This window comes from Eisenbergiella tayi (assembly GCF_001881565.1).
GTDB lineage: Bacteria > Bacillota > Clostridia > Lachnospirales > Lachnospiraceae > Eisenbergiella > Eisenbergiella tayi.
The window spans coordinates 19,328-43,775 of record NZ_MPDJ01000009.1 but is presented as its reverse complement, the minus strand read 5'-3'; the positions used below and the strand labels follow the sequence as shown (position 1 = coordinate 43,775).

The window sequence follows — 24,448 nt, the reverse complement described above, 5'->3', positions numbered from 1 at the left end:
AATTTTTTCTGCCGCCTTTTTCAGGCAGAAAAAAATGATATTATAGATATGGGGTAAAAGGTGATCCGGCAGGAGCCGGGGAAAAGAGGACAGAATGGAACAGACAATTAAGGTATATCTGACGCAGATGGGGAACAATAAAAAGCTTCAGGAGCAGGCGGGGCTGCGTTTTGAAGCGGATAAGCCCGGAAATGACGGGAATGAAGGCAATGTGCTGAATGTATATGATCAGGTGGAGTATCAGGAAATAATGGGCTTCGGAGGGGCGTTCACCCAGGCATCGGCGGTGAATTTCATGGCTCTTTCCGACAGTCAGCGCCGGGAGGTCCTGGAAGCTTATTTCGATAAAGAAAAGGGCATCGGCTATAATTTCTGCCGGCTCACGATAAACAGCTGTGATTTTTCCACGGAAATGTATTCCTATGACGACACACCGGAAGATTATGAACTGAAGGATTTTTCAATTGAGAGAGATAAGGAAGACGTGATTCCCATGGTGCTGGCGGCAAAAGAGAAAGCACCGGATTTAAGGCTTTTCGCCTCTCCCTGGAGTCCGCCCGCATGGATGAAGACCAACGGAAAAATGGATAAGGGAGGCTTTCTGCGCAAGGAATGCCAGGATGCATGGGCCAGATATACGGCGCGTTATATCAAAGCCTATGAGGAAGAGGGGATCCCGATTTGGGGCGTTACCGTACAGAATGAAGCCAAGGCGGAGCAGGGCTGGGAATCCTGCCATTATGAAGCCGGGGAAGAACGAGATTTTGTGACCGGTTACCTGAAGCCGGTCTATGAAAGAGAAGGGCTGGGCGACAAGAAAATCTTCTTCTGGGATCATAACAAAGAGAGAGTGGTGGATCGCAGTCTGGTAACACTGTGCAGCGACCGGGCGAGAACGGCCTTTGACGGTATCGCCGTGCACTGGTATTCCGGCGATCATTTCGGAGCGCTGGACGTAACCCATCGTCTTTTCCCGGAGAAGCTGCTGATCGCTTCGGAACAGTGCAAAGACAGGGAGGAACTGCCATGGGAATCGGGAGAAGCCTATGCCCATGATATCATTGGGGATTTAAACAACTGGGTGGGCGCCTGGACAGACTGGAATATGCTTCTGGATGAAAACGGCGGCCCGGATCACTGGCTGGATGAGCAGCTGCAGTGGGAACGGATTACGGCAAAGAGACAGGAACTGGGCCTGGAAATAAACTGGAAGGATCCGCGGTTCCAAAAGCTGATGAAGGAAGAGGGGATCTGGTTCGGGGAGTCACCGATTCTGTGCGACCATGAGGAGAAAAGCCTTCACTATGCCTCTTCTTATTATTACATCGGCCATTTCAGCCGTTTTGTCAAACGGGGAGCAAAAAGGATCGGAAGCTCTGTCTATACGCCGGGGCTTGAGATATGTGCATTCCGCAACCCGGACGGAAGCAAAGCGGTGGTGGCGATGAATCCCGGCGAGCAGGAAAAGAAGACAATCCTGCGTTTCCATGAAAAAATAGCGGAATACAGGATTCCTGCCCACAGCATTGTCACTTTTGTATTCTGACAACAGTACGGACGGGGAAGACATAGCAATATATCTTTTAAGGAGGATAGCGGAATGGATAAAATCAGGGGAGTAAATCTGGGAAACTGGCTGGTGCTTGAAAAATGGATGCATCCGGCGTTATTTGAAGGAACATCGGCGGAGGATGAGGATGAGCTATGCCGGCAGCTTCCCCGGGAGGAACTGGTAAAGAGGCTCACGGCACATCGGGACAGCTATATCACCAAAGAGGATTTTTCTTATATCCGCAGCTGCGGGCTGAATACGGTGCGTATCCCGGTGCCTCATTTTATATTCGGGGATGATCCCGTCTATTGTGAACCCTATGTGCCGTGTATCGAATATCTGGATAAAGCGTTTGACTGGGCGGAGGAAACGGGCCTTTCTATTTTGATTGATTTACATACCGCGCCGGAAAGCCAGAATGGCTTTGACAACGGCGGGATCTGCGGCGTCTGTAAATGGGCGCAGGATCCGGAAAAGGTGGACCGTGTCCTGAAGGTGCTGGAAATGCTGGCCCTGCGTTATGGCTCACGCCCTTCCCTCTGGGGAATCCAGCTGCTGAATGAGCCGATTTCCGAGTCCCTCTGGCAGATGATCCGGGGAAAGTATCTTCCTCATAATCCGGAGAGGGCGGCAGGCTCATCCTTTGTCCCGCTGGAGGTGCTGTACGATTTTTATACAAGAGGGTATCATATGCTGCGGAAAATTCTGCCCGCAGAGAAAAAGATCGTGTTCCATGACGGCTTCCGCTTCGAAGTCTGGGAACCCTTTTTCAGGGAAGCCGGTTTTGAAAATGTGGTGCTGGATGCCCACTGGTATCTTGGCATGGGAATTGCTGACGAAGACACATCGGAACTGGAATATATGAGAGAGATTCTCAAGGAGGATGTAAAAAAGCTCAAAAATATGGAGAAGGCAGTTCCCGTCATTGTGGGGGAATGGTGCCTGGCTCATAATCTGAAGCCGGATAAGGAGTATACGGAACTGGAAAAACAGCTTTCCTATAAGCTTATAGGAGATGCCCAGCTCATGGCCTGGGAGGCAGGCAGCGGTTATTTCTTCTGGAGCTATAAGCTGATATCCGAACCGGACGGCTGGGATTTCCGGAAATGCGTGGAGAAGGGCTGGCTCCCGGGAAATCTGGAAAGCGGAAGGTGATTTCAAATAGCAACTTAAGAATAGCAACTTAGTTTTCAAACTCTTGATTTTTGGAAACTGAGTTGCTATAATTGATTAAAAGAGTTGCCAAATCAGGAGGAGTTGCTATGCAGGCAGAAGAATTGCTGCAGTTGGTTAATAAGGTAAAGCATTATCAATGTGAGTTTCAGACAATAGAAATTAAATCTGCCGGAAAAGGCTGTCCAACAAGATTGTATGACAGTCTTTCGAGCTTTTCAAATCAGGATAGTGGCGGTATCATTTTATTCGGACTGGATGAGAAAGAACATTTTAACATAGTTGGTGTTTATGATATACAGGATCTGCAGCATAAGGTGGCGGAACAATGTAAACAGATGGAACCGGAAGTCAGGCCGCTGTTTACTGTTGCAGAACTTGATGGGAAATTCGTTGTTTCTGCGGAGATACCAGGAGTGGACGTAGCAGAACGTCCTGTTTTTTATAAAGGTGCCGGGCGGCAGAGAGGTTCATTTGTACGCGTCGGTGAATCGGATGAACCGATGAATGAATATGAAATCTATACCTATGATGCATTCAGACGCAGAATACGGGATGATATCCGTGTGATCGAAGGAGCGAAAACGAGTTTATTCCAGGAAGATTTATTACAGTCTTATCTTGCCGCTGTAAAAAGTGAACGTGAGAATTTATCTCATAATATAACGGATATGGAAATTCTGGAACTGATGGGTATAACATCAAATGGGTGCCCGACATTATCAGGAGTTCTTGTTTTCGGGAAGTATCCGCAGGCTTATTTTCCACAGCTTGGAATAACAGCGGTAGTGGTTCCGGGTACGGAGATGGGAGATACGGGGAGTGATGATGAACGTTTTATATCCAATAAGCGAATAAACGGCACAATCAGTGAGATGCTTCATGGAGCTGTGGAGTTTGTTAAAAGAAACAGCAGAATAAAAACTGTGATAGATGAGGATGGAAATCGAAATGACAAGCCGGAATTTCCAATGAAGGCTGTCAGGGAAGTCATTCTGAATGCTCTTATACACCGTGATTATAGTATCCATACTGAAGGGACGCCAATAACAATCTGTATGTATAATGATCGGATTGAGGTTACGAATAAAGGGGGATTGTATGGCAGAATCTCTGTGGATTTATTAGGAAAGGTTCGGCCTGAGACACGGAATCCGGCTTTAGCTAATATTTTGGAAATTCTGGGAGAAACGGAAAATCGTTATTCTGGTATTCCTACAATTCAAAAGGAGATGATGAAAGCAAATTTACCTAAACCGGAGTTCTCTGTCAGAAATGGTGAATTTAAGGTTATACTGCGAAATAATCTCCCCATAGTTTACTATGAAGAGTTTATAGATGGACAGGAAATGAATAGAAAGTCTGACCGGATTTTCCATAGAGTGGGCGAACGGGATAATGCACTTCTGGAATATTGTAAAATTCCGCGTTCAAGGGAAGAAATTATTGGATTTGTTGGTTTTTCAAGGTATTATACGATGAATAAAATTATGAAGCCCTTGATTGAAAAAGGTTATATTAATATGACTCTGCCGGATAAACCAAAGAGTTCTAAACAAAAATATTATGCCGCAGAAATTGCAAAAAACAGAGAATAAACAGTAACATCCGTGCTGCCGTTAATAAGGAAACGCTAATAAGGAAAAGGATTGACAAACGAAAAAGGTCCATTATATAATAACATCGTTCATCGGAGGTGGACCATTCGTTGGAAAATGGGAACCGGATAAGATGCTGGCTGAGATGCCTGCTTCTTGTCCGGTTTTTTTTGTCGGTATAAAACCGCATTTGCAGGAAGCTGTCCTGTGCTGCCCTGGTGGATAAATACTGCAGAGAATAAAGGAGATGAAATCAAAATGAAAGAAACGCAGAATTTTACAGAAGGAAACATCCTTTTATCCCTTGTACGTTTTGCACTGCCCGTTTTGGCAGCCCTGTTTCTTCAGACGATGTATGGAGCCGTGGATATGCTTGTGGTAGGGCAGTTTGCCGCAGCGGCAGATGTTTCTGCGGTTTCCACGGGAAGCTGGCTGATGCAGCTGATCACTTCCTTTGTAGTGGGTATCGCCATGGGGACTACCGTATTGCTTGGAAGAAAGCTGGGTGAGGGCAAACCGGAGGAAGCAGGAAAAATCATCGGGGCCAGTGTGGTTTTATTCCTCCTTATCGGCATTGTGATTACGTTCCTGATGGAGCTGTGTGCAGTACCGGTTGCCCGGATCATGCAGACTCCTCCGGAAGCATTTGACGCTACCGTGATGTACGTGCGTATCTGTTCGGCAGGTTCGCTTTTTATTGTAGCCTATAACGTGCTGGGAAGTATTTTCCGCGGAATCGGTGATTCGCGGATGCCCCTCATAACGGTAGCAATCGCCTGTGTATTTAATATTGCAGGAGATTTTCTGCTGGTCGGCGTATTTGGGCTGGCAACTGCGGGAGCCGCCATTGCCACGGTGTGCGCCCAGGCGCTCAGTGTGGTTATTTCCATACTGATAATACGGAAGAAGAAGCTTCCCTTTTCTTTCGGCAGGAAGGATATTGTTTTCGATAAAAAGAGGATGGGAAGCGTATTCCGTCTCGGTCTGCCCATTGCCTTCCAGGATTTGCTTGTAAGCATATCCTTCCTGGCCATTACCGCTATCGTGAATTCCCTGGGGGTAATACCCTCTGCCGGAGTGGGTGTGGCGGAAAAGCTGTGCGGCTTTATCATGCTCGTGCCGTCGGCCTTTAACCAGTCCATGTCCGCCTTTGTAGCGCAGAATATGGGCGCGGGCAAAGCAGAACGGGCCAAAAAGGCGCTGTTCACGGGAGTGGGGCTTTCTCTCGCGGTGGGGGTGTTCATGGCCTGGCTCGCCTTTTTCCACGGAGATCTGCTGGCGGGGCTTTTTGCCAGGGATGCCGCCGTTATTGCTGCGGCCGCGGAATATCTGAAGGCTTATGCCATAGACTGTCTGCTGGTATCCATTATGTTCTGTATGATAGGATATTTCAACGGCTGCCAGAAAACGCTGTTTGTCATGATCCAGGGAATCGTGGGGGCATTCTGTGTCAGAATTCCCGTATCTCTTTTCATGAGCCGGCTGAAGCCGGTATCCCTGTTTAAGGTGGGGCTGGCTACCCCCTGCTCCTCTATTGTCCAGATAGCCTTATGTCTTGGATATTTTATCCTTCTGTCGAGGAAGAAGCTTCCTCCGGAACCAGAGAAATAAGTCCGGATTCACAGACGATGGAAGCGGCCTTTGTTTCACCTGTCAATTGGATATCCACAAAGGAAGAAGCGTCACAGACGGCATGGCAGGCATACAGGCTGCTTTTGCCGTCTGTTTTTAATACCATATCTCCGGTATAATCAGAATAATCGAAAACGGTAACGGTTTTGTCCGCCGTATCAAAGTAGCCGATTTGGGAACGGTGTATCCCTGACCCCCAGGAAAAGGTGAAATAGACTTCCTTTTCCCCATCCCCGTTCATATCGGCGACGGCAAAGGAAGTGGCGCCGTATCCGCCGAACCATTCTCCCAGAGGATATACTGCTTCCTCATACATGAGAAAAGACGCACAAGAGGAATCATATTTATAAATGGTAAAGCCATATTTCTCAGAAATGGATTCCGGGGTCACGTTGAAACAGGTGTCCTCTTCATAACCGGCGGGGAGCTTTTCAATAAGGGCCGTAACGGTTTCTGTCCCTTCACGGGAAGGGGTGAGCGGAAAGGTTTCAATAGCTGGGATGTTTTCGTTCCCAGCCTGCCCGCAGGCGGTAAAGAACAGCAGGCAGAGTAGGAGAGGGAGATACAATAATCGTTTTTTCATGCAGAGCCTCCTTTTTATGCGGCACATTGGTGTATCCTGTATAGTCCAAGTATACGGTGTCCGGCATGCCCGCGCAAGCCGCAAATCCTGCCGCCTGTTTCGGAGGATTGGATTGACAGAGAGGGAAAATGAGAATAAAATGAAAGCATACACTTGCATGGAGGTGGCGATATGGATGAGACAAGCCAGAAAATTATTGACGCTGCGATGACTCTAATCCGTGATCAGGGCTATGTAGCCACGACCACGAAGGATATAGCCCGGGCGGCGGGAGTGAATGAATGTACCCTGTTCCGTAAGTTCGGGAATAAGAAGGATATCGTGCTCCAGGGGATCACTCAGGAGAAATGGCGTGCCAATGTGACCCCGGAGATATTTAAAAATGTCAGGTGGGAGCTGCGCCCGGATCTGGAAATGTTCCTGACCGCATATATGGAAAGAATAACGCCGGATTTTGTGAAGCTTTCCATCGGACTGCGCGCGCCTCAGCTTTATGGGGAAACCGCGCCGCTGATCATGCAGATACCTCATGCCTTTGTGTCTTCGCTTACGGAGTATCTGAAAGAAATGGAACAAAGGGGAAAAATAGCTCCGGCCGATTTTGAGAGTATGGCCATGGTTATTTTTTCTTCCACCTTCGGTTTTACCTTTTTAAAGGCTTCCTTTAATCAGGAGCTCACGAAGCTGGAGCAAACGGAGTACATTAAAAAGAGCGTGGATTTGTTTATCAATGGTATTTCAATATAAATTTCGTTTATGAATGGAACTGCAGATGGAAATGAAAAATCTGGTACTGCCTTTGCAGTACCAAAAAAATACATTCAATGCATGCAAGCACTTGCATTTATATAATGAATAAGGAGGAGCAACAGGATGATAACAGGAGCAGAACTGTTTGTAAAGGCACTTAAGGCGGAAGGGGTAAATACTCTCTTTGCATATCCCGGAGGACAGGCGATTGATTTGTTTGACGCTCTTTATGGGGAAAAAGAAATTGATGTTATCCTGCCGCGGCATGAACAGGGACTGATTCATGCCGCGGACGGATATGCCCGTTCTACAGGCAGAGTGGGAGTATGCCTGGTAACAAGCGGCCCGGGGGCTGCCAATCTGGTGACGGGGATCGCAACCGCCAATTTTGACAGTGTCCCGCTTGTCTGTTTTACGGGACAGGTGCCCACCGGCCTGATTGGGAATGACGCCTTTCAGGAGGTGGATATTGTGGGAATCACCAGAAGTATATGCAAATATGCGGTTACGGTGAGAAAACGGGAAGAACTGGGCGACATAATAAAGAAGGCGTTTGTGATTGCAAAAACCGGCAGGCCGGGTGTGGTGGTGGTGGATCTGCCCAAAGATATACAAAAAGAATACGGCAGCGGCTGTTACCCGGAAAATGTGGAGATAAGAGGCTGCAGACAAGTGACCGGCGCACATGCGGGCCAGGTCCGGAGGGCAATGGAGGCATTGAAGCAGGCCAAAAGACCGCTTTTCCTGCTTGGCGGAGGAGTGATTATCAGCCGGGCAAAGGAAGAAATGCGTTATCTTGCCGAGGCCACGGGAATTCCTGTAGTTACAACGATTATGGGAAAAGGTGCCATTCCCACCACACATCCTTTGTATGTGGGAAATATCGGCATTCACGGTTCATATGCCGCCAATAAGGCAGTCAGCCGGTGCGATCTTCTTTTTTCCATCGGCACAAGATTCAATGATCGTATTACCGGAAAGCCGGGCAGCTTTGCGCCCGGGGCCTCCATTATCCATGTGGATATTGATCCGGCCTCCATATCCCGGAATATTTCCGTGGATATTCCGATTGTTGCCGATGCAGGACAGGCGATCCGCGCGTTTCGTGAAAGAGCCTGTCCTCTGGAAACAGGTGCGTGGAGAGAGCAGATTGGAAAATGGAAGAAACAGCATCCCATAGAGCGGGGGCAGAAAGGAATGACGCCGGAGATAATCATGAGGCATATCAATGAAGCCTTTCCCGAAGCTATTATAGTGACAGATGTGGGCCAGAATCAGCTGTGGGTCACACAGTTTCTGGAATTGGACGAGCATAAACAGCTGCTGACATCAGGCGGCCTTGGTACGATGGGGTATGGCCTTCCGGCGGGGATAGGCGCGAAGCTGGGAAACCCCGGAACAGATGTGGTTGTTATTGCCGGAGACGGCGGGATGCAGATGAATATCCAGGAGCTGGCTGCCGCAGTGGTATATGAGCTGCCTGTGATCATATGCATATGGAATAATGGTTATCTGGGAAATGTAAGGCAGTGGCAGGAAATGTTTTACGGAAAGAGATACTCCTCCACCTGCATGCGCTACCGGAAAAGCTGTCCTTCTGACTGCAGCCGTCCCGGTAAGGATTGTCCCGCTTATACGCCGGATTTTATACGCCTTGCGGAAAGCTATGGGGCAAAGGGAATCCGGGTGACACAGGAAGAGGAAATCGCCTCTGCCCTACAGACCGCAAAGCAGACAGCCGGAGGCCCCACAGTCATTGAATTTATCATTGACAGGGAAGAAAATGTCATGCCTATTGTCCCGCCGGGAAAAACTCTTGAGGAGATGATTTTGAATGAGAAGGAGGAGCGGGTATGAAAAAAAGATGGATTTGTCTTTTCGTGGAAAATGAAATAGGGGTGCTTGCCAGAATAGCAGGCCTGTTCTCCGCCAAAGCATACAACCTGGACAGCCTTACCGTGGGCAGGACGGAGGATGAAACGGTTTCCCGTATGACAATCAGCCTCACCAGCGACGACAAAACCTTTGAACAGGTGAAAAAACAGCTCAACCGCTGTATCGAGGTTATTAAGGTGGTGGATTATACCGGGTGTGCCGTATGCAGAAAGGAAATGATGTATGTCAAAATCAGAGGCTGTTCCGACAAGGAAATAACGGAGCTGTTCCGGCTTTCCCAGGTGGCGGGAACCAGGGTCGCAGACTATAGCCGGTCGTCTGTCCTGTTGGAGAGTGTGCAGTCAGAGGAGCAGAATGAGGAACTGATCGTCAGGCTGCAAAGAGATTATCCGGGCCGGATCGAAATTGTCAGGGGAGGGAGTGTGGCGGCGGAAGCAATTAATCAGGAAGACTGCTGAATCAGAGTGTGATATGTTATTACATAAGGGTAGTTAGTAAGGGAAGACAGAAACATACACACTGTCCTGACATACAGGACCGGGAACTGAGGGAGTAGGAAATGGAGGATGAAAAGATTATCGCGCTGTTCTGGAGCCGTTCCGAACAGGCGATAGAGGAAACCGCCGCGAAATATGGCAGGCTGTGCAGGAAAATTGCAGGAAATATTCTGGAAAATGAGCAGGACACGGAGGAATGCCTTAACGATACCTACCTGGGCGTATGGAACAGCATACCTCCCGCGCGGCCCGCTGTGCTGCGTGCCTATGTATGCAGGATAGCCAGAAATCTTGCGGTTAAGAAATTCCGCTCCAATACGGCGGCGAAAAGGGATAGCCGCAGCGACTGCCTGCTGGAAGAACTGGAGGAATGTATACCGGCTCCGGCCTGGCGGGAGGTAGAGGCACAGATAGAACGGAAGGAGCTGTCAGGATATCTGGAGGAGTTCCTGGATACCCTGGGAAAACGGGAAAGGACAATTTTTCTCAGACGGTACTGGGCCGCGCAGGCTTTGAAAGAGATAGGAAAAGCATGCGGGGTTACAGAACACCACGCCGCGGTTATCCTGGAGAGAAGCCGCAAGAAACTCAGAAAATTCCTGGAAGAAAGGGGGATTTGGATATGAAGGCGGAACGATTGTGGGAGGCGCTGGGAGAGGTGGGAGATTCTTATATAGAAGAGATCCTGGTGCAGACAGATAAGAAAAATAGAATAAGCCGAGAAGGAAGGCTGTGGAAAACAGCTGCTGCCGCCGTACTGCTGGCTTTCTGCTTTTTTACGGGAGTTCCCCTTCTGGCGGCGGAGGTGCCGGCTTTTTATCAGGTACTGTATCAGATATCACCCGCTGCGGCACAGTTTTTTATCCCTGTCCGGGAATCCTGTGAAGATAACGGAATCCGGATGGAGGTGGAAGCCGCCTGTGTCCGGGGTGATACGGCCCTGATATATGTTTCTCTCCAGGATTTGGAGGGAGATCGGATTGATGCGACGACGGATTTGTTTGACAGCTATTCCATAAAAAGAAGCTTTGACAGCGCAGGAAGCTGCCAAAGGGTATCCTATGAGGAAGAGACGGGTAAGGCGACCTTCCTTGTGGAAATCATAAGAACGGATGGAAAGCCTGTTGAGGGCGGCAAGATCACGTTTTCCGTCAGGGAGTTCATCAGCGGGAAAGCGGCGGAAGAAGATGTGCCCGTGGATCTGCAGCCTGCACGGCTGGCGGAAAGAGAAAATGTGTCTTTTATGGAGGCCTCCCGGATTACCGGCTATGCATTTTCCGAAAAAATGCCTGCGGAAATGGAAGCGGAAGATTTTTCGAAAATCGTCCTGCAGCCCCAGGAAATGCTGTATTCCCCTATGGATAAAATTTATATTACGGCTGCCGGTTATCTGGATGATATGCTGCATATCCAGCTGGCTGTCAGGGATAAAACCACACTGGATACGCATGGTTACCTGTATCTGACGGACAGGGAAGGAAACCGGGTGGATTCTTATTCCTCCATATTTTTTATGGAAGAGAAGGAGGAACGTGTGGACTATCAGGAGTTTCTGTTCCGTATCCCCAAAGAAGAGCTGGGAAAGTATAAGCTGTATGGAAGCTTTTACAAAGCAGGCAGAAACGTGCAGGGAAACTGGCGCGTAACCTTTTCTTTGTAAAATCAGTCCGGTATGGTATAATTCCTGATAGCGGAAGGTTTGCTTTCGGTGCCGGTCAGGGGGATATTCCCGTTTCCCGCCGGAAGCCTGCCTGAAAAACAAGGAGGCTCTTATGGAACGAGATATTAATCTGGATGAAATATCCGACGGAAAATTATATGAAACCAATGATTTGGTTAAGCTTGGCTGCGGGGACTGTGCGGGCTGTTCGGCGTGCTGCCATGAAATGGGGGATACTATTATCCTGGATCCCTATGATATCTGGCAGCTTACGGGGAACCTTCACTGCACGTTTGAGCAGCTGATGGGGGAAGGGAAAATAGCTCTTTCCGTATACGATGGAGTGATCCTGCCCCATCTGCGCCTGGAGGGGCCGCAGGAAGGCTGCCTGTTCCTCAATGAAGCGGGAAGATGCAGCATCCATCCCTTCAGGCCCGGCATGTGCCGCCTGTTCCCTCTGGGAAGGATATATGGGGAAGAAAGCTTCCGTTATTTTCTTCAGGTCCATGAATGCCGGAAGGAGAGCCGGACAAAGGTTAAAATTAAAAAATGGCTGGATATACCAGAAATACGCCGTTATGAACAGTTTCTCAGCCACTGGCATTTTTTTGTAAAGTCTGTACAGGAAGAAATAATAGCTTCCGGAGGAGATGAAGCATTTATAAGACAGCGGGACATGCAGCTTCTGCAGACCTATTATCTGACGCCTTACAGCGGAACAGATGATTTTTATGAACAGTATTATACTCGATGGGAGAGCTGATACATAGCCCTCCGGCCCCCGGAAAATAGGCGGGCCGGAGGGCTTTTTCATTCAGGCGGGTCAAGCGATAGCAGGACTTGCCTTATGTGCATAATGCATAATTATCTCCTGTATATATATGGTGCAATTGGCTGAAAATACTGAAAAATGAAAAAATTAACTGACATTACAAAAAATAAAATGATAAAATAAACCTGATATAAAAAACGCAGGAGGTAATAAAATGAGAAGAATTACGAGTGCATGTCTGCTTCAGACAATGAGGTTTGATAATCTGAATGGAGAAAATCCGGAGCAGGAGCTGGAGATTTACTGCAAAAAGCTGGATATGAAGAAGGCAGCGTATGTTATTGAGGAAAAGACGGTCCAACCCGGAGGTGCTCTTGTGGTTAAAATCAAAAGACAGTACAACCAGTATAAAACAGACGGATACTTAGAGTAAGAAATCCCACTCCGAAACAAATGGCAGAATTGTTCCGGAGTGCTTTTTTATGGAAAAGCAGGGAAAAATAGGCATTCCTTTATGCCGTGAAAGGTATAGAGCCGCGATTTACGGGAATATTTCTATATAGAACAGCCAGATTTATCCAATAAAAGGACTGTGTTTTCCAAAGCTGCGGAGTGTCCGAAGCTGGAATGATGAAGCTGTAAAGATACATAAATAAAAAGAAAGGCTGAAAGGATGTTGGGAAAGAAGCAATTGCCTGAACTGGCAGAGGATACCCGCAAAACTGAAAAGATACCGGAAGAAATGCCTGGCCTTGACGGCAGGGAAATGCCGGATAATGAGGAAGAGGGCGCCGAGTCCGCGCTGCAGGACAAGTTCCTGACGGAGGATTCCGTCAAAACCTATTTAAAAGAAATAGGCAAATTCCCTCTGCTTTCCCCTGAAGAAGAGCTGGAACTTGCAGAGGCAATGGAGCGGGGGGATGAAGCGGCAAAGGAAAAGATGATTCATTCCAATCTGAGGCTTGTGGTCAGTGTGGTTAAGAAGTACACTCCCGGTAGCGGCATGGCCTTTCTGGATTTGATACAGGAAGGAAATATGGGACTGATGAAAGCGGTGGAGCGTTTCGATTACCATAAGGGCTACAAATTCAGCACCTACGCCATCTGGTGGATCCGACAGGCTGTCACGAGGGCCATAGCCGATCAGGCGAGGACGATCCGCGTCCCTGTCCATATGAAGGAGAGTATGAATAAAATCCGAAGGGTATCACGCAAATTCCTGTCAGAAAAGGGAAGGGAGCCAAACCAGGAGGAAATCGGACAGCTTCTTGGCATCTCAGTGGAAAAGGTAAAGGAAACCATGAAGTATTTCGGCGATACCATTTCACTGGAAACCCCGGTGGGGGAGGAAGAAGATACATCCCTGGCAGATTTTATTTCCGATGATAAAATGCCGGAACAATACCGGAATGCGGAACAGGGAATCATCCATGAGGAGCTGCTCGGAGTGCTGGAAACCCTTTCCAAAAGAGAGCAGACGGTGCTTCTTCTGCGTTTTGGATTCGTGGACGGCAGGAACTGGACGTTAGAAGAAGTGGGAAAGCTGTATCATGTGACAAGGGAACGGATACGGCAGATCGAGGGCAAGGCCATTAAGAGCCTCCGCCAGCGGAGAGGAGTAAAGGATATGAGGGAATATATTGACTAGTGCGGCATTGCCCTCAGAACTCAATAAGGCCGGTGAGCCATCCGGCCAGAAATGGGCGCTAGGAGGAATGTGCGGATAACAGCTCCTTCAGCTCATCCACCTCCTGTTGGGAAAGCTCTTCCATATCCAGAAAAGCAGTCATCATGGAAACCAGATTGCCGTTATAGAAGCGCTGCAGAAAATGGCGGCTTTCCTGGTTCACATAATCCTGCTGCCCGATAAGAGGCGTATAAATAAAAACCCGGCCCTCCTTATCATAGGTGAGGGCTTTTTTCTGTACAAGCCGCTTCAGCATGGTCTGGATCGTTTTAGGACTCCATTTGGTAGTCCGGGTCAGATATTCCGTTACCTGGTTCGTGCTGACAGGCGCATGCTCCCATACGATTTTCATAACCTGAAATTCCGCTTCTGATATCTGAGGGAGAGCCTTCATAAAATACCTCAACCTTTCTTACAGTTGTAATATATAGAAAGTATAGAGACTGTGAACCTATTTGTCAATTCACATCTTCACGAAAAATTAAGAATTGGTAAAAACCCGCAATTTCCACAAATTACCTGCTAAAAAAGTTACTTTTGGTCGGAAATGGGTGATAATCTGCTTGACTTGATATTCACGGGGAGGTAATCTTTTAGTTGAGAGTTTTATTATCCCCGATGAGCCGAAGGCCTGAGGGTTTGGAATGTTAGAAATCTGCAAGGAGCATACCCCCTGATGAAATATAAATGGAAACCAGTTACAGCGGTAATTCTTTCTTCTTTTATTCTTTTTTCGTCCCCGATGAACGTATTTGCGTCGGGAAATACCATCAGTACAATTGAAGATGAAATGGTGCATAATACGGAAGGCGGCGAAGAAACGGCAGCCGGACAGGAAACAGAAACCGGTGAAAGGGAAGCGGAGCAGGAAAATCCCGGTGACAGCGGCGAGGCCGGCAGTGATATATTCTGGCCGTCGGGGCCGTCTGTTGTTGCGGAATCGGGCATTGTCATGGAGGTTTCCACGGGAACCATCCTGTATAGCAAAAATATGCATGCCCAGTATTATCCCGCCAGTATAACCAAAATCATGACGGCCCTTCTTGCAATGGAGAACTGCGGGCTGGACGAAATGGTTACCGTTCCCCACGAAGCGGTGTACATGGATGACAAGGGTTCCCATATCGCGCTGGACGAAGGTGAGGAGCTGACGGTGGAGGACTGCCTTTACGGCATGATGCTGGCATCGGCCAACGATGCGGCCTACGCCCTGGCGGTACATGTGGGCGGAACCATCGAAAATTTTGCGGATATGATGAATAAGCGGGCAAAGGAGCTGGGGTGCCAGGACAGCAACTTTGTCAATCCTCACGGGCTGCCGGATGAAAGGCATGTATCCAGTGCCTATGATATGGCCCTGATCACGAGGGAGGCGCTGAAGCACGAGATTTTCAGAACCGTGTCCAAGACCGTATATTATGAAATCCAGCCTACGGATAAACAGCCGGATCTCATTCCCATGTCCAACCACCATAAGATGCTCTGCAGCGGCAAATACCATTATGACGGCGTATTTGCAGGAAAGACCGGTTATACGGTAGTGGCTAAAAACACGCTGGTCACCTGCGCGGCGAGGGATGATATGGAACTCATCTGCGTGACGATGAAGACGGAGGGCCGTCAGGTATATGTGGACACGGCGTCTCTGTTTGATTTCTGCTTCGATAATTTTAAAAAAGTGGATATAGGGACGAGCGAAGCCGCTGAAATTCAAGTGCCTGTAAAGGCGGCGGACGGTACGGAAAAGGTGGAGACAGTGCCTGTGCAGATGGCGGAGGATGGCTTTGTGATCATTCCTTCCAGGGTAAATTTTTCGGAATTGAAGCCGCAGCTTCTGCTTGCGGCAGAAGAGGAAAGAGGGGAGACCGGCACGCTGGAATATACTTACGGCACCCATCAGGTAGGGCAGGCTTCCATTAATCTTCCCGATTTCCTGAAGGTAAAAGAGGAACCGGCGGAAACGGAGACGGAAACAGAAAGCCAGCCGGCCAAAGCGGAGAAGGACGGTAAGGCAGGCTTCCATTGGTGGTATATTCCGCTGGGCATCCTGGCCGCTGCCGTTATCGTTACGGGCGCGGTGATGCTGGTGCGCCGGCAGATATGGAAATACCGCTGGAGAAAGAGAAGAAGAAGCGGAAGAACGAGAGATTACAGCGGCGGCCGCAGGCCGCGCAGATAAAAAAATATTTTCTGCAGGCTTTGAAATTATTGTCCATGGATTCCCATGGGCAATAATATTTTAAGCAGAAAAGAAAAATTTTTTTTCATACTTGTACAATAGATCGTAAAAGCTTACAATGAAATTATGTAAAAAACGGTATGTATAACAGAGGGAGCTTTATGGATACTGGAAAAATGGATGGATTTGATGCGCTGTTTTATGCGGCGGTTTTTGACCGGCTGCAGACCAATATTTATATTCTGGATGTGGATACGGATACGATTGTATATATGAATGAAGCTATGAAAGAGGAGTTTCATCTGGAGCATCCGGAAGGCAGTCCCTGCTGGGAGCTGCTGCAGAAGGGGATGACGGGAAAATGTCCGTTCTGCCATATAAAGAATAAAACTGCAGAAGGCAGGGTTGATGTGTGGGATGAGCATAATACCCGGACCGGGCATATTTACAGGCATTATGACAGCTGGGCGGAGTGGGACGGAAAGCTTTATTATGTGAGCAACTTTACGGATGTCACAGAATATGAACAGCTTTCCAGAAAAGCCAGAACGGATGAACTGACAGGGATTTATAACCGCAGGGCAGGACAGGAAATGCTTGCAGGGCGTATGGAAACAGCCAGGCAGGAGAACAAAATCATCACCATGGCCCTGGTGGATGTGAATGAACTGAAAAAGATAAATGATGAATATGGCCATGCGGAAGGGGATCGCCTGCTGGTATGCATGGTTTCTGTTATGAAGGACAGCCTGAGGAAACAGGATATGGTGTTCCGGCTCGGCAGTGATGAATTCATCCTTGTTTTTTATGATGAACTCCTTGCGGATTCGGAAAAGCGTATGAGTGAAATAGAAGAGCGGTTCCGGGAGGCGCAGGGAAGGGAAGGCTTATTCTATAAAGTATCCTTCAGCATAGGGCTTATGGAAATATATCCGGCCGACCGGTATACGATATTCGATATCATCAGGCAGGTTGATGAGAAAATGTATCTTCAGAAAAGGGATTACAGCATAAGACGGGCCAAGGAAGAGCTTCTGGAAAAAGGACAGAACGGGGAAAAGGCCGGCAGCTTCTGGTATGATAAGGAGCATTTGTACGAGGCCCTTTCGGCGAGTACGGATGACTACATATTTGTAGGAAACATGAAAACCGGTGTGTTCAGATATCCTCCGGCCATGGTGGAGGAATTCGGGCTGCCCGGAGAGATTGTGGAGAATGCGGCGGCCTTCTGGAGCGGTATGATCCATCCGGATGATGAAAAAAGCTTTCTTGAAAGCAATCAGGATATTGCTGACGGAAGGGTAACTTCCCATAATATCGAATACCGTGCCAAAAATACAAGAGGCGAATGGATTTGGCTGCGCTGCAGGGGACAGCTTCTGAAGGATTCCCAGGGCTGGCCGGATTTATTTGCGGGCATGATCACGAATCTGGGGAAGGTAAACCGCACGGATCATATGACGGGGCTTTATAACCGTTTTGCGTTCGAGGGAAACATCAAGAAGTACCTTGTGGACTATAAGGATCTTCGCAGTATGGATGTCATGATACTGGATATGGATTCCTTTAAAAATGTGAATGATCTGTATGACAGAGCCTTCGGTGACGGTGTGCTGCGGCTGACAGCACAGCTGATCTCACAGATGCTTCCGTCGAATGCCGATATCTACCGTCTTGACGGGGATGAGTTCGGTATTATCATATTGAATGGAAAAGAAGGGGAAGCGCTGAAGGTATTCGACAATATCCGGAATAAGTTCTGCAGGCAGCAGGAGTTTAACGGCAAAAAATATTACTGTACCATTTCCGCCGGCTGTGCGGTCTATCCCTCCGATGCCGACAATTACCTGGATTTGCTGAAATTTGCGACCTATTCCCTGGAGCATTCCAAGCAGAAGGGGAAAAACCGGATAACCATGTTTTCAGGGGAGCTTATACAGGAAAAAGAGAGGACGCTTGAGCTGGCGGAGCTGTTAAGGGAGAGCATCGAACACGGCTTTGCCGGTTTTTCCATCCATTATCAGCCTCAGGTCTATGCGGATACCGGAAAAATCTGCGGTGCGGAGGCGCTGGCCAGATGGCACTGTCCCAAATATGGAGATGTCTCACCGGCAGAGTTCATTCCTATTCTGGAGCAGAACGGATTAATCATCCCTCTGGGAAGCTGGGTTTTGTACCATGCGGTGGAGCAGTGCAGGAAGTGGCGCAGGAAAAAACCGGATTTCCATATCAGTGTCAACCTTTCTTACAGGCAGCTGTTGGAAGGGGATATTGTGGAAGGGATACGGGAGACGCTGGATATACTGCAGATGCCGCCCGAGGGCGTGATTCTGGAACTGACGGAAACGTATCTGGTGAAGGAAACAGCGGGTACCAGGGATATCCTGGATAAAATGAAGCAGGCGGGAATCATGCTGGCAATGGATGATTTCGGAATCGGTTATTCCTCTTTATTTTCGCTGAAGAGCACTCCTGTGGATGTGGTTAAAATAGACCGGGGGTTTGTGAAGGGAATCACCTCTGATTTATTTAATGCCACTTTTGTAAAATCGATCACGGAGCTATGCCACGATGTGGGTAAAAAGGTCTGCCTGGAAGGTGTGGAGAATCAGGAAGAATACGATGTGGTAAAAGGAATGGGCCTGGAACTGATACAGGGTTTTTATTTCGGAAAGCCGGTAGGGGCTGAAGCCTTTGAGAAACAGTGGCTGTGAGGACGATACAGATAATAAAAAAGAGATAGGAGCGTTATTGCTTCTATCTCTTTTTCGATAATAATCATATCATAAAAAGTGGAAAAAGTCAAGTCTTGTAATGGGGGCACGGCGGACGTATAATAAGCATTCTCAGCAGGATACACTGTAAAAAAGGGTGTAGGTGTATAGGAAAGGGATGGGTGAATGGAAGATAATTTTTTTGAGATGATACTCGCGGAAAAAGAAAAAAAGGAGATGGCCGTTCTCATGGCCTGCAACGAAAAGACGGAAACCTTCGGTTTAAGCCTGACGGAGCAGGAGGCGCAGGAACTGGTGGTATGCAGGAATGAGAGCCTGAAGAAATACCGGCGTGTGGAATTCGGCAATGGGATCCTTGACAAGCTGATTTTTACATTTTGTGATTCGCAGTATATTAATCAGGAAAACTATAAGGAAACGATGGAAAAGCTGCAGGATATTTTCTATTGTTTTAAAAACGAAGCCGAGGATCAGCTGACGGACGACGAGCTTCTTTCCTTTATGCGGGAACAGTTTGAAGAGATCTGCATGGGGGATACAGAGTACCTGGAAACTACCTGTCTGCCCCGTTTTGCAGCGGCGATCCGGGCCGGATACAGGGGATATCAGGAAAGCGGAGGAAACGGGGAATATGAAAACCTGAGCCAGGAGGCGAGGTGGGATAAGGACCTGTATATGGATGTGGTAAAGGAACTGTTTTGGTAGCTTACGCTCTTGTGTTTGGAGCAGACAGGCAGGTTTGGAGGAAGGCGCTTCCAGACGGCTTTTTGATACAGTATCGCAGGAAGTCCTGCGGAATGCGGGGTATAGATATGGAAAATGAGAGAACGGCAGGATATGAGTTAGAGGAGCTTTTGCCCGTGGCGGCATGGCTTACGGATAAATATACGTCCAAAGAAAGCAGTTCGGTGACTTATGAAACGGCGGCGGCGCTCATGGAGGCTGTCTGTTATTGTATACAGGAATGCTTTTCACAAAATACGAACGGGATCCTGTCTGCGGAAAAGGGAATTCATGCAAGGCAAGCGTATGAAAAGGGATATCTCAATGTGCTGGAAAAGGCCGGAAAGGCCAAAGAACTGTATGAAAAGCTGATCGTGGATTTTGAAGATTACGGCTGTCTGAATTACAGGGAAACCATAATAAAAGGGCTTCCCGCCTTTTTCATGAAATACGATGCCCGGTTCCGGCCGCAGGATCATATACTCACGCTGGATTACCCGGATCTGGTTCCCGGGGAACCTCTTTCCGGCGTGGACAGGATTTACAGTTACCTTCTGCACATTACCATGGAGAAAAAGCTGCTGGAGCAATTTCCCCGTCAGGCGGTGTGCGGCCTGTTGGAAAGCCTGCAGCCGGATTACAAAAACCTGTACATGGATAATATATGCTATCCGGTACTGCTTCATGCCCTTATTTGTATGATAGGAGACTGCCCGATCCGGGAGCTTCAGGCCGGACGGGAGGAAAAAAAGCTTCTCCGTATTTACCTGGAGGGGGACAGCCTGGATAAAGCGGCTGAAAAGGTGAGGGCACTGCTTGGCATGCTGGTATCGCAGATGACGGGGATGGGGCAGGAGGAACAGGACTATTTTGCCGGAATAGGCAGAGAACTGGCGGTCAGAATGATGCAGGCGGCAAAATCAGCAGAGTAAGAACCAGAATAAGGAACAGCGGCCCTTCTTTTTCATATACTATAAAGAAAAATCAGATGGAAAAAGAGAACGGGCTATGTATAAAGGAATCGACGTTTCTGAACATCAGGGCACAATTAACTGGAAAAAGGTAAAGGCGGCTGGCTGCCGGTTTGCCATACTGCGCGCAATGAAGCAAAATGGGAAGGCAGACATACAGTTCCTGGCAAATGCAAGAGGCTGTCAGGAAAACGGCATTCCTTATGAGGTGTACCGTTATACGTATGCCCTGCTCCCCACAGAGGCGCTGGAGGAGGCAAAACAGGTGGTACAGCTCCTTCAGTCCCAGGGGAACCGGCAATGCAGGATATGGTGGGATGTGGAAGATAAGTCCCTGGAAAAGCTGGGGAGGGAAGTGCTTACAGGCCTGATCCGAACCGCAGAGAATACCATTCTCGGAGCAGGATATGATTTCGGAATTTATACGGATCAGGCATTTTACCAGGCCGGCCATTTTGACGCGTCCGCTTTTGACTGTCCGTTCTGGATTGCCCGCTATCCGATCAGCCGTAAATTCACCTTTGCGGAAAATCCTCCATCGGAGGAATATAAGCCCAGGATCAGCCATCCCCTTTTCGCCTGGCAGTATACCAGCAAAGGCAGTATTAGCGGGATTTCCACACCGGTGGATCTGGACGTATGCTATATGCCGTTCTGGAAAACCAAAACGGAATATTACCTGGAGGAGGTTTTCCACGGCAGCTCCATTTCCGCAGCGCTGGAAAGCATCGGGGCAGACGGTTCCTACCATTACAGGGAGGAAATCGCGGCGGCCAACCAGATACTGGATTATAAAGGAACCTCCGCACAGAATATGCGTATGCTGGAGCTTTTGCGCACAGGAAAACTCATTAAGCCATAATTGTATATTCTCCTTGTCTTTTCCTCCGTAAGAAAGTATTATAATAACGTATACTATATTACAGAATGGAGGTAGGATAATGAAGAAGAAATATTTTGTATCGCTGGCTGCTGCCGCAGTTGCTGCTCTGTTTTGCCTGATGCCTGTAAAAGCGGACGCGGCGGAGCTCATCAATTCAGATGAATATGGGGAAGTTCTCGTTGTGGATGTTCCGGGCGGGGAGGGGCTTCTCTTTTTGGGAAATACCAGCGGTGAGGTCATGCAGTTTTTAAAGGAAAGCGCAGGAGATCCTTATTTTGTCAGATACAATGTGATGGATGCCACTCTGGCGAAGGTAAAGGCCACAGCCAGCTCCATCCTTGTATTTGACGAGGAGGGGGAACTGACAGGCGTAAAAGGCCCGGCCGAAATCGGGCAGGATATCGCCGGCCATCAGGCGATGATAGAGGCTCTTAACAATATAGATCCTCAGAAGCAGGCGGAGCTGGAAAACCAGCAGCTCATGAGTATCGCTGCCCAGCAGAAAGAACTGCAGGAGGACAAAGAAGAAGCGCTTGAACAGAACAGGCAGGCTCTGGCGTCAGGCAATGCAGGGGATGCGGCTCAGTATCAGTTTATGGCAGCGCTTTATGATCAGCTTCTGGCTGTAGCGGCTGCTAAACAGCAGGCTGTCCTTCTTTATCAACAGCAGGCGGTGACGGAGGCCCAGCAGGTTCTTCTTACAATACAGGAGCTGGCAGGGGTTATTCAGCAGGAAATTGCGGATTATTCCATTCAGTACCAGCAGGCCCTGTCACAGATCGTTATGAGGGAAATACTGCAGTCCATGCAGTAACAGACCGATTATAAAAGCCCGGCGCACACCAGTCATGCTGGTAAAGGTGCGTCGGGCTTTCTTATGTAACCGTTAATTTCCCTGCTGGCCGGAGAACATTTCCTTCATATCGTTCACCAGCTGCATATCTTCCGATGTAAGCTTCAGGTTGGAGCTGTATTGTTTTCCGTCTGCCGTTGTTATTGTCATTTCTATCAGGGTCCCTTCCGTTACGGCCCCTTTGGATACGGCGTTCAGGAAAGAAGGGAATTTGGGATGCCTGGCCTTAAACTGCTCCCAGGAGGCTCTTATCTGTAATAATTTCATTGGATTTATGGGATTCATAATCAACATTCCTTTCCTTGCGGTATAATCGCCTGATTCGCAGACACTCTGATTATACCATTTTTTCAGCAAAATGGAAGACAGAGAGACGGGAAAATGGTAAAATACATTTGAGACATAATTTATGCTTACGGCGAATGAAGGAGATCAGAATATGATTTACAAGTGTAAGAACTGCGGAGGGAATGTGGTTTACGACCCGGACAGGAAGGCGATGCATTGTCCTTACTGTGATGGGATAGAAACGCAGGATAAGGCCCCGGGCGGCGGAATGGAACTGTGCGCCAACTGCGGGGCCCCTATAGAGGCGGGAGATTACCGCAGTGCGGTGAAATGTGAATACTGCGGGCACTATACGATTTTTGATGAAAGGGTGGAGGGGGTTTATGAACCCCGGCTGATCCTTCCTTTTAAGATGGGGAAAGCGGCGGCGGTATCGTGCCTGGAAAAGGAATTTTCCAGACGTGTGTTTGCTCCGGAATCCTTTTTGTCACAGGCTACGGTGGAAAAAATGGAAGGCAGTTATATCCCCTTCTGGCTGTATGACATGAAAGCGGACTGCCATTATTCCGGAACCGGGACAACCGTGCGCGTATGGGTGAGCGGAGATACGGAGTATACCGAAACCTCTTATTTTCAGGTAAACAGGGATGTGGATGTGGATTTTGAAAAGCTTCCGGTAGATGCTTCCCTGGAAATGGAAGATCAGGTGATGGATATGATGGAGCCGTATCAATATGAGGCTCTGGAGAATTTCCGGCCGGAGTATATGTCCGGCTTCCTGGGAGAGGTATATAACCAGTCGGCGGAGGTACTGGAACCCCGTGCGGAGGATCGCGCGAGGAAGGACGCGTCCGTCATGCTCCACAACACCATGGGGGGATATACCACCCTGATCCCGCAGCAGGAGACTGTCCGCATGCACGATATACAGTCTAAATATGCACTTCTTCCGGTATGGTGGTACCGCTACAGTTATGAAGGGCAAAACTATGACTGCTTTGTGAACGGACAGACGGGGAAGGTAATAGGAAAAGCCCCCTTGTGTAAAAAGAGGATATTCGCTTACAGCGGCACCTTTTTTGCCAGCCTGACCATAATATTAATGCTTATAAAAGGAATATTGGAGGTGCTGTGAGATGAAGGGATATCTGAAATATTTCAGAGTTTATTTTATTATTATATTGGCATTGGCGGCAGTATTTCTTATACTTTCCATTGCCAGGGCCGGGGCGAAGACAGAGCGCGCCAATACGGAATGTACCACACAGGAGAGGGTTTTCGATTATGCGGATAAGCTGACCGACAGCGAAGAGGACAGCCTGCGTGAACTGATAGCCAAAAGAGAAAAGCAGACCGGCTGCGATATCGTTCTTGTGACGCTGAATGAGTCTCTGGAGGAATATGCCAAAGACTATGAAGAGCAGCTGGGAAGCCTGCGTCCCTATCAGTACACTATGGTGTATGCGGATAATTTCTACGATGAGCATATGTTCGGCTACAATAAGCCCCAGGGGGACGGCGTCCTTCTGCTGGACAACTGGTACAGGGAAAGTGACGGAAGCGTATATTCCTGGCTGAGTACCTGTGGCAAGGCCAAGGATCGTTTCAGCAGCTCCATGATTGACAATCTGCTGAATGAGGCGCTGGAGGATGTGGACAGCAATCCTTATCAGGCTTATAAAAAATACGTCAATCTTTTCTATTCCGATATGACGGGCAAAAAGGAAATTCCGGCAGCCGCAGTGATTCTCATAGCGGCGGTGGCCACAGCTATATACATAGGTGTCAATTTAAGCCGGAATAAAGGCCGGAAAACGACCGGTGTAACAACCTACGTGGCGGGAGGCCATCCTCAGATACGGAACCAGAGCGATATGTTTCTTCATAAAACGGTGACTAAGCGCCATATCCAGAGGGATACCGGCGGTTCCGGCGGATCCGGCTCCGGAGGCGGCGGAGGACATGTTTCCAGCGGCGGCGTATCTCACGGAGGCGGCGGCCACAGCAGATAAGCAA

General features: G+C 48.5%; 23 protein-coding genes. 20 read left to right on the top strand and 3 right to left on the bottom strand.

Annotated elements, in window-relative coordinates:
• Positions 1-94 precede the first annotated feature (94 nt).
• The 4 genes from BLA28_RS26250 to BLA28_RS26235 all read left to right on the top strand — a co-directional run bounded on the left by BLA28_RS26250 (position 95) and on the right by BLA28_RS26235 (position 5,934).
• On the top strand, positions 95-1,546 hold the full coding sequence (locus tag BLA28_RS26250) for a glycoside hydrolase family 30 protein (protein WP_069157208.1): 1,452 nt from the start codon (positions 95-97) through the stop codon (positions 1,544-1,546).
• A 54-nt stretch (positions 1,547-1,600) separates the two neighbouring features.
• Complete coding sequence (locus BLA28_RS26245) at positions 1,601-2,707, top strand: glycoside hydrolase family 5 protein (RefSeq protein WP_069157209.1); 1,107 nt, start codon at positions 1,601-1,603, stop codon at positions 2,705-2,707.
• Positions 2,708-2,814: 107 nt separating this feature from the next.
• The gene (locus BLA28_RS26240; protein ID WP_009253246.1) at positions 2,815-4,323 is read left to right on the top strand and encodes an ATP-binding protein; all 1,509 of its coding nucleotides are present in this window, start codon (positions 2,815-2,817) and stop codon (positions 4,321-4,323) included.
• Positions 4,324-4,581: 258 nt separating this feature from the next.
• A complete protein-coding gene (locus BLA28_RS26235; protein ID WP_009253245.1) occupies positions 4,582-5,934 on the top strand; it encodes an MATE family efflux transporter in 1,353 nt (450 codons plus the stop codon).
• Here BLA28_RS26235 and BLA28_RS26230 read toward each other — a convergent pair.
• The gene (locus tag BLA28_RS26230; protein WP_069157210.1) at positions 5,888-6,538 is read right to left on the bottom strand and encodes a hypothetical protein; all 651 of its coding nucleotides are present in this window, start codon (positions 6,536-6,538) and stop codon (positions 5,888-5,890) included. The genes BLA28_RS26235 and BLA28_RS26230 overlap by 47 nt on opposite strands.
• A gap of 171 nt (positions 6,539-6,709) precedes the next feature.
• Between BLA28_RS26230 and BLA28_RS26225 the strand changes: the two genes are divergently transcribed.
• The 8 genes from BLA28_RS26225 (at position 6,710) to BLA28_RS26190 (ending at position 13,761) form a co-directional block, all read left to right on the top strand.
• Positions 6,710-7,285: a TetR/AcrR family transcriptional regulator gene (locus BLA28_RS26225; RefSeq protein ID WP_009253243.1), complete on the top strand. Its 576-nt coding sequence runs from the start codon at positions 6,710-6,712 to the stop codon at positions 7,283-7,285.
• A gap of 126 nt (positions 7,286-7,411) precedes the next feature.
• Complete coding sequence (ilvB, locus tag BLA28_RS26220) at positions 7,412-9,145, top strand: biosynthetic-type acetolactate synthase large subunit (protein WP_069157211.1); 1,734 nt, start codon at positions 7,412-7,414, stop codon at positions 9,143-9,145.
• On the top strand, positions 9,142-9,642 hold the full coding sequence (ilvN, locus tag BLA28_RS26215; RefSeq protein WP_069157212.1) for an acetolactate synthase small subunit: 501 nt from the start codon (positions 9,142-9,144) through the stop codon (positions 9,640-9,642). Before ilvB ends, ilvN begins: the two co-directional genes overlap by 4 nt.
• A gap of 101 nt (positions 9,643-9,743) precedes the next feature.
• Complete coding sequence (locus tag BLA28_RS26210; RefSeq protein WP_009253239.1) at positions 9,744-10,307, top strand: RNA polymerase sigma factor; 564 nt, start codon at positions 9,744-9,746, stop codon at positions 10,305-10,307.
• Positions 10,304-11,341 carry a DUF4179 domain-containing protein gene (locus BLA28_RS26205; protein ID WP_069157213.1) on the top strand — a complete coding sequence of 346 codons (1,038 nt, stop codon included), beginning with the start codon at positions 10,304-10,306 and terminating at the stop codon, positions 11,339-11,341. The genes BLA28_RS26210 and BLA28_RS26205 overlap by 4 nt, the downstream gene beginning before the upstream one ends.
• A gap of 112 nt (positions 11,342-11,453) precedes the next feature.
• The gene (locus BLA28_RS26200; protein WP_044968019.1) at positions 11,454-12,104 is read left to right on the top strand and encodes a YkgJ family cysteine cluster protein; all 651 of its coding nucleotides are present in this window, start codon (positions 11,454-11,456) and stop codon (positions 12,102-12,104) included.
• A gap of 223 nt (positions 12,105-12,327) precedes the next feature.
• Positions 12,328-12,546 (top strand): hypothetical protein, encoded by a 219-nt coding sequence (locus tag BLA28_RS26195; RefSeq protein ID WP_044968016.1) that lies wholly within the window; start codon positions 12,328-12,330, stop codon positions 12,544-12,546.
• Positions 12,547-12,786: 240 nt separating this feature from the next.
• On the top strand, positions 12,787-13,761 hold the full coding sequence (locus tag BLA28_RS26190) for a sigma-70 family RNA polymerase sigma factor (protein ID WP_044968014.1): 975 nt from the start codon (positions 12,787-12,789) through the stop codon (positions 13,759-13,761).
• A 58-nt stretch (positions 13,762-13,819) separates the two neighbouring features.
• On the opposite strand, the gene BLA28_RS26185 is transcribed toward BLA28_RS26190, so the two are convergent.
• Positions 13,820-14,194 (bottom strand): BlaI/MecI/CopY family transcriptional regulator, encoded by a 375-nt coding sequence (locus BLA28_RS26185; protein ID WP_069153105.1) that lies wholly within the window; start codon positions 14,192-14,194, stop codon positions 13,820-13,822.
• Positions 14,195-14,476: 282 nt separating this feature from the next.
• On the opposite strand from BLA28_RS26185, the gene BLA28_RS26180 reads away from it, so the two are divergent.
• The 6 genes from BLA28_RS26180 to BLA28_RS26155 all read left to right on the top strand — a co-directional run bounded on the left by BLA28_RS26180 (position 14,477) and on the right by BLA28_RS26155 (position 22,105).
• Complete coding sequence (locus BLA28_RS26180; protein WP_050018674.1) at positions 14,477-15,979, top strand: D-alanyl-D-alanine carboxypeptidase family protein; 1,503 nt, start codon at positions 14,477-14,479, stop codon at positions 15,977-15,979.
• Between the two features lie 161 nt (positions 15,980-16,140).
• A complete protein-coding gene (locus BLA28_RS26175) occupies positions 16,141-18,693 on the top strand; it encodes an EAL domain-containing protein (protein WP_069157214.1) in 2,553 nt (850 codons plus the stop codon).
• A gap of 186 nt (positions 18,694-18,879) precedes the next feature.
• Positions 18,880-19,419: a DUF6323 family protein gene (locus BLA28_RS26170; RefSeq protein WP_069157215.1), complete on the top strand. Its 540-nt coding sequence runs from the start codon at positions 18,880-18,882 to the stop codon at positions 19,417-19,419.
• Positions 19,420-19,511: 92 nt separating this feature from the next.
• Positions 19,512-20,369 carry a DUF6179 domain-containing protein gene (locus BLA28_RS26165; protein WP_069157392.1) on the top strand — a complete coding sequence of 286 codons (858 nt, stop codon included), beginning with the start codon at positions 19,512-19,514 and terminating at the stop codon, positions 20,367-20,369.
• Positions 20,370-20,445: 76 nt separating this feature from the next.
• The gene (locus BLA28_RS26160; protein ID WP_069157216.1) at positions 20,446-21,270 is read left to right on the top strand and encodes a GH25 family lysozyme; all 825 of its coding nucleotides are present in this window, start codon (positions 20,446-20,448) and stop codon (positions 21,268-21,270) included.
• Between the two features lie 79 nt (positions 21,271-21,349).
• Complete coding sequence (locus BLA28_RS26155) at positions 21,350-22,105, top strand: hypothetical protein (protein ID WP_069157217.1); 756 nt, start codon at positions 21,350-21,352, stop codon at positions 22,103-22,105.
• A 72-nt stretch (positions 22,106-22,177) separates the two neighbouring features.
• On the opposite strand, the gene BLA28_RS26150 is transcribed toward BLA28_RS26155, so the two are convergent.
• Positions 22,178-22,429 carry a hypothetical protein gene (locus tag BLA28_RS26150; protein WP_242877559.1) on the bottom strand — a complete coding sequence of 84 codons (252 nt, stop codon included), beginning with the start codon at positions 22,427-22,429 and terminating at the stop codon, positions 22,178-22,180.
• Between the two features lie 154 nt (positions 22,430-22,583).
• On the opposite strand from BLA28_RS26150, the gene BLA28_RS26145 reads away from it, so the two are divergent.
• Together BLA28_RS26145 and BLA28_RS26140 are read left to right on the top strand one after the other, a co-directional pair.
• Positions 22,584-23,567 (top strand): hypothetical protein, encoded by a 984-nt coding sequence (locus BLA28_RS26145; RefSeq protein ID WP_069157393.1) that lies wholly within the window; start codon positions 22,584-22,586, stop codon positions 23,565-23,567.
• A 1-nt stretch (position 23,568) separates the two neighbouring features.
• Entirely contained in the window at positions 23,569-24,444 is an 876-nt protein-coding gene (locus BLA28_RS26140; RefSeq protein WP_069157218.1) for a TPM domain-containing protein, read from the top strand.
• Positions 24,445-24,448 lie beyond the last annotated feature (4 nt).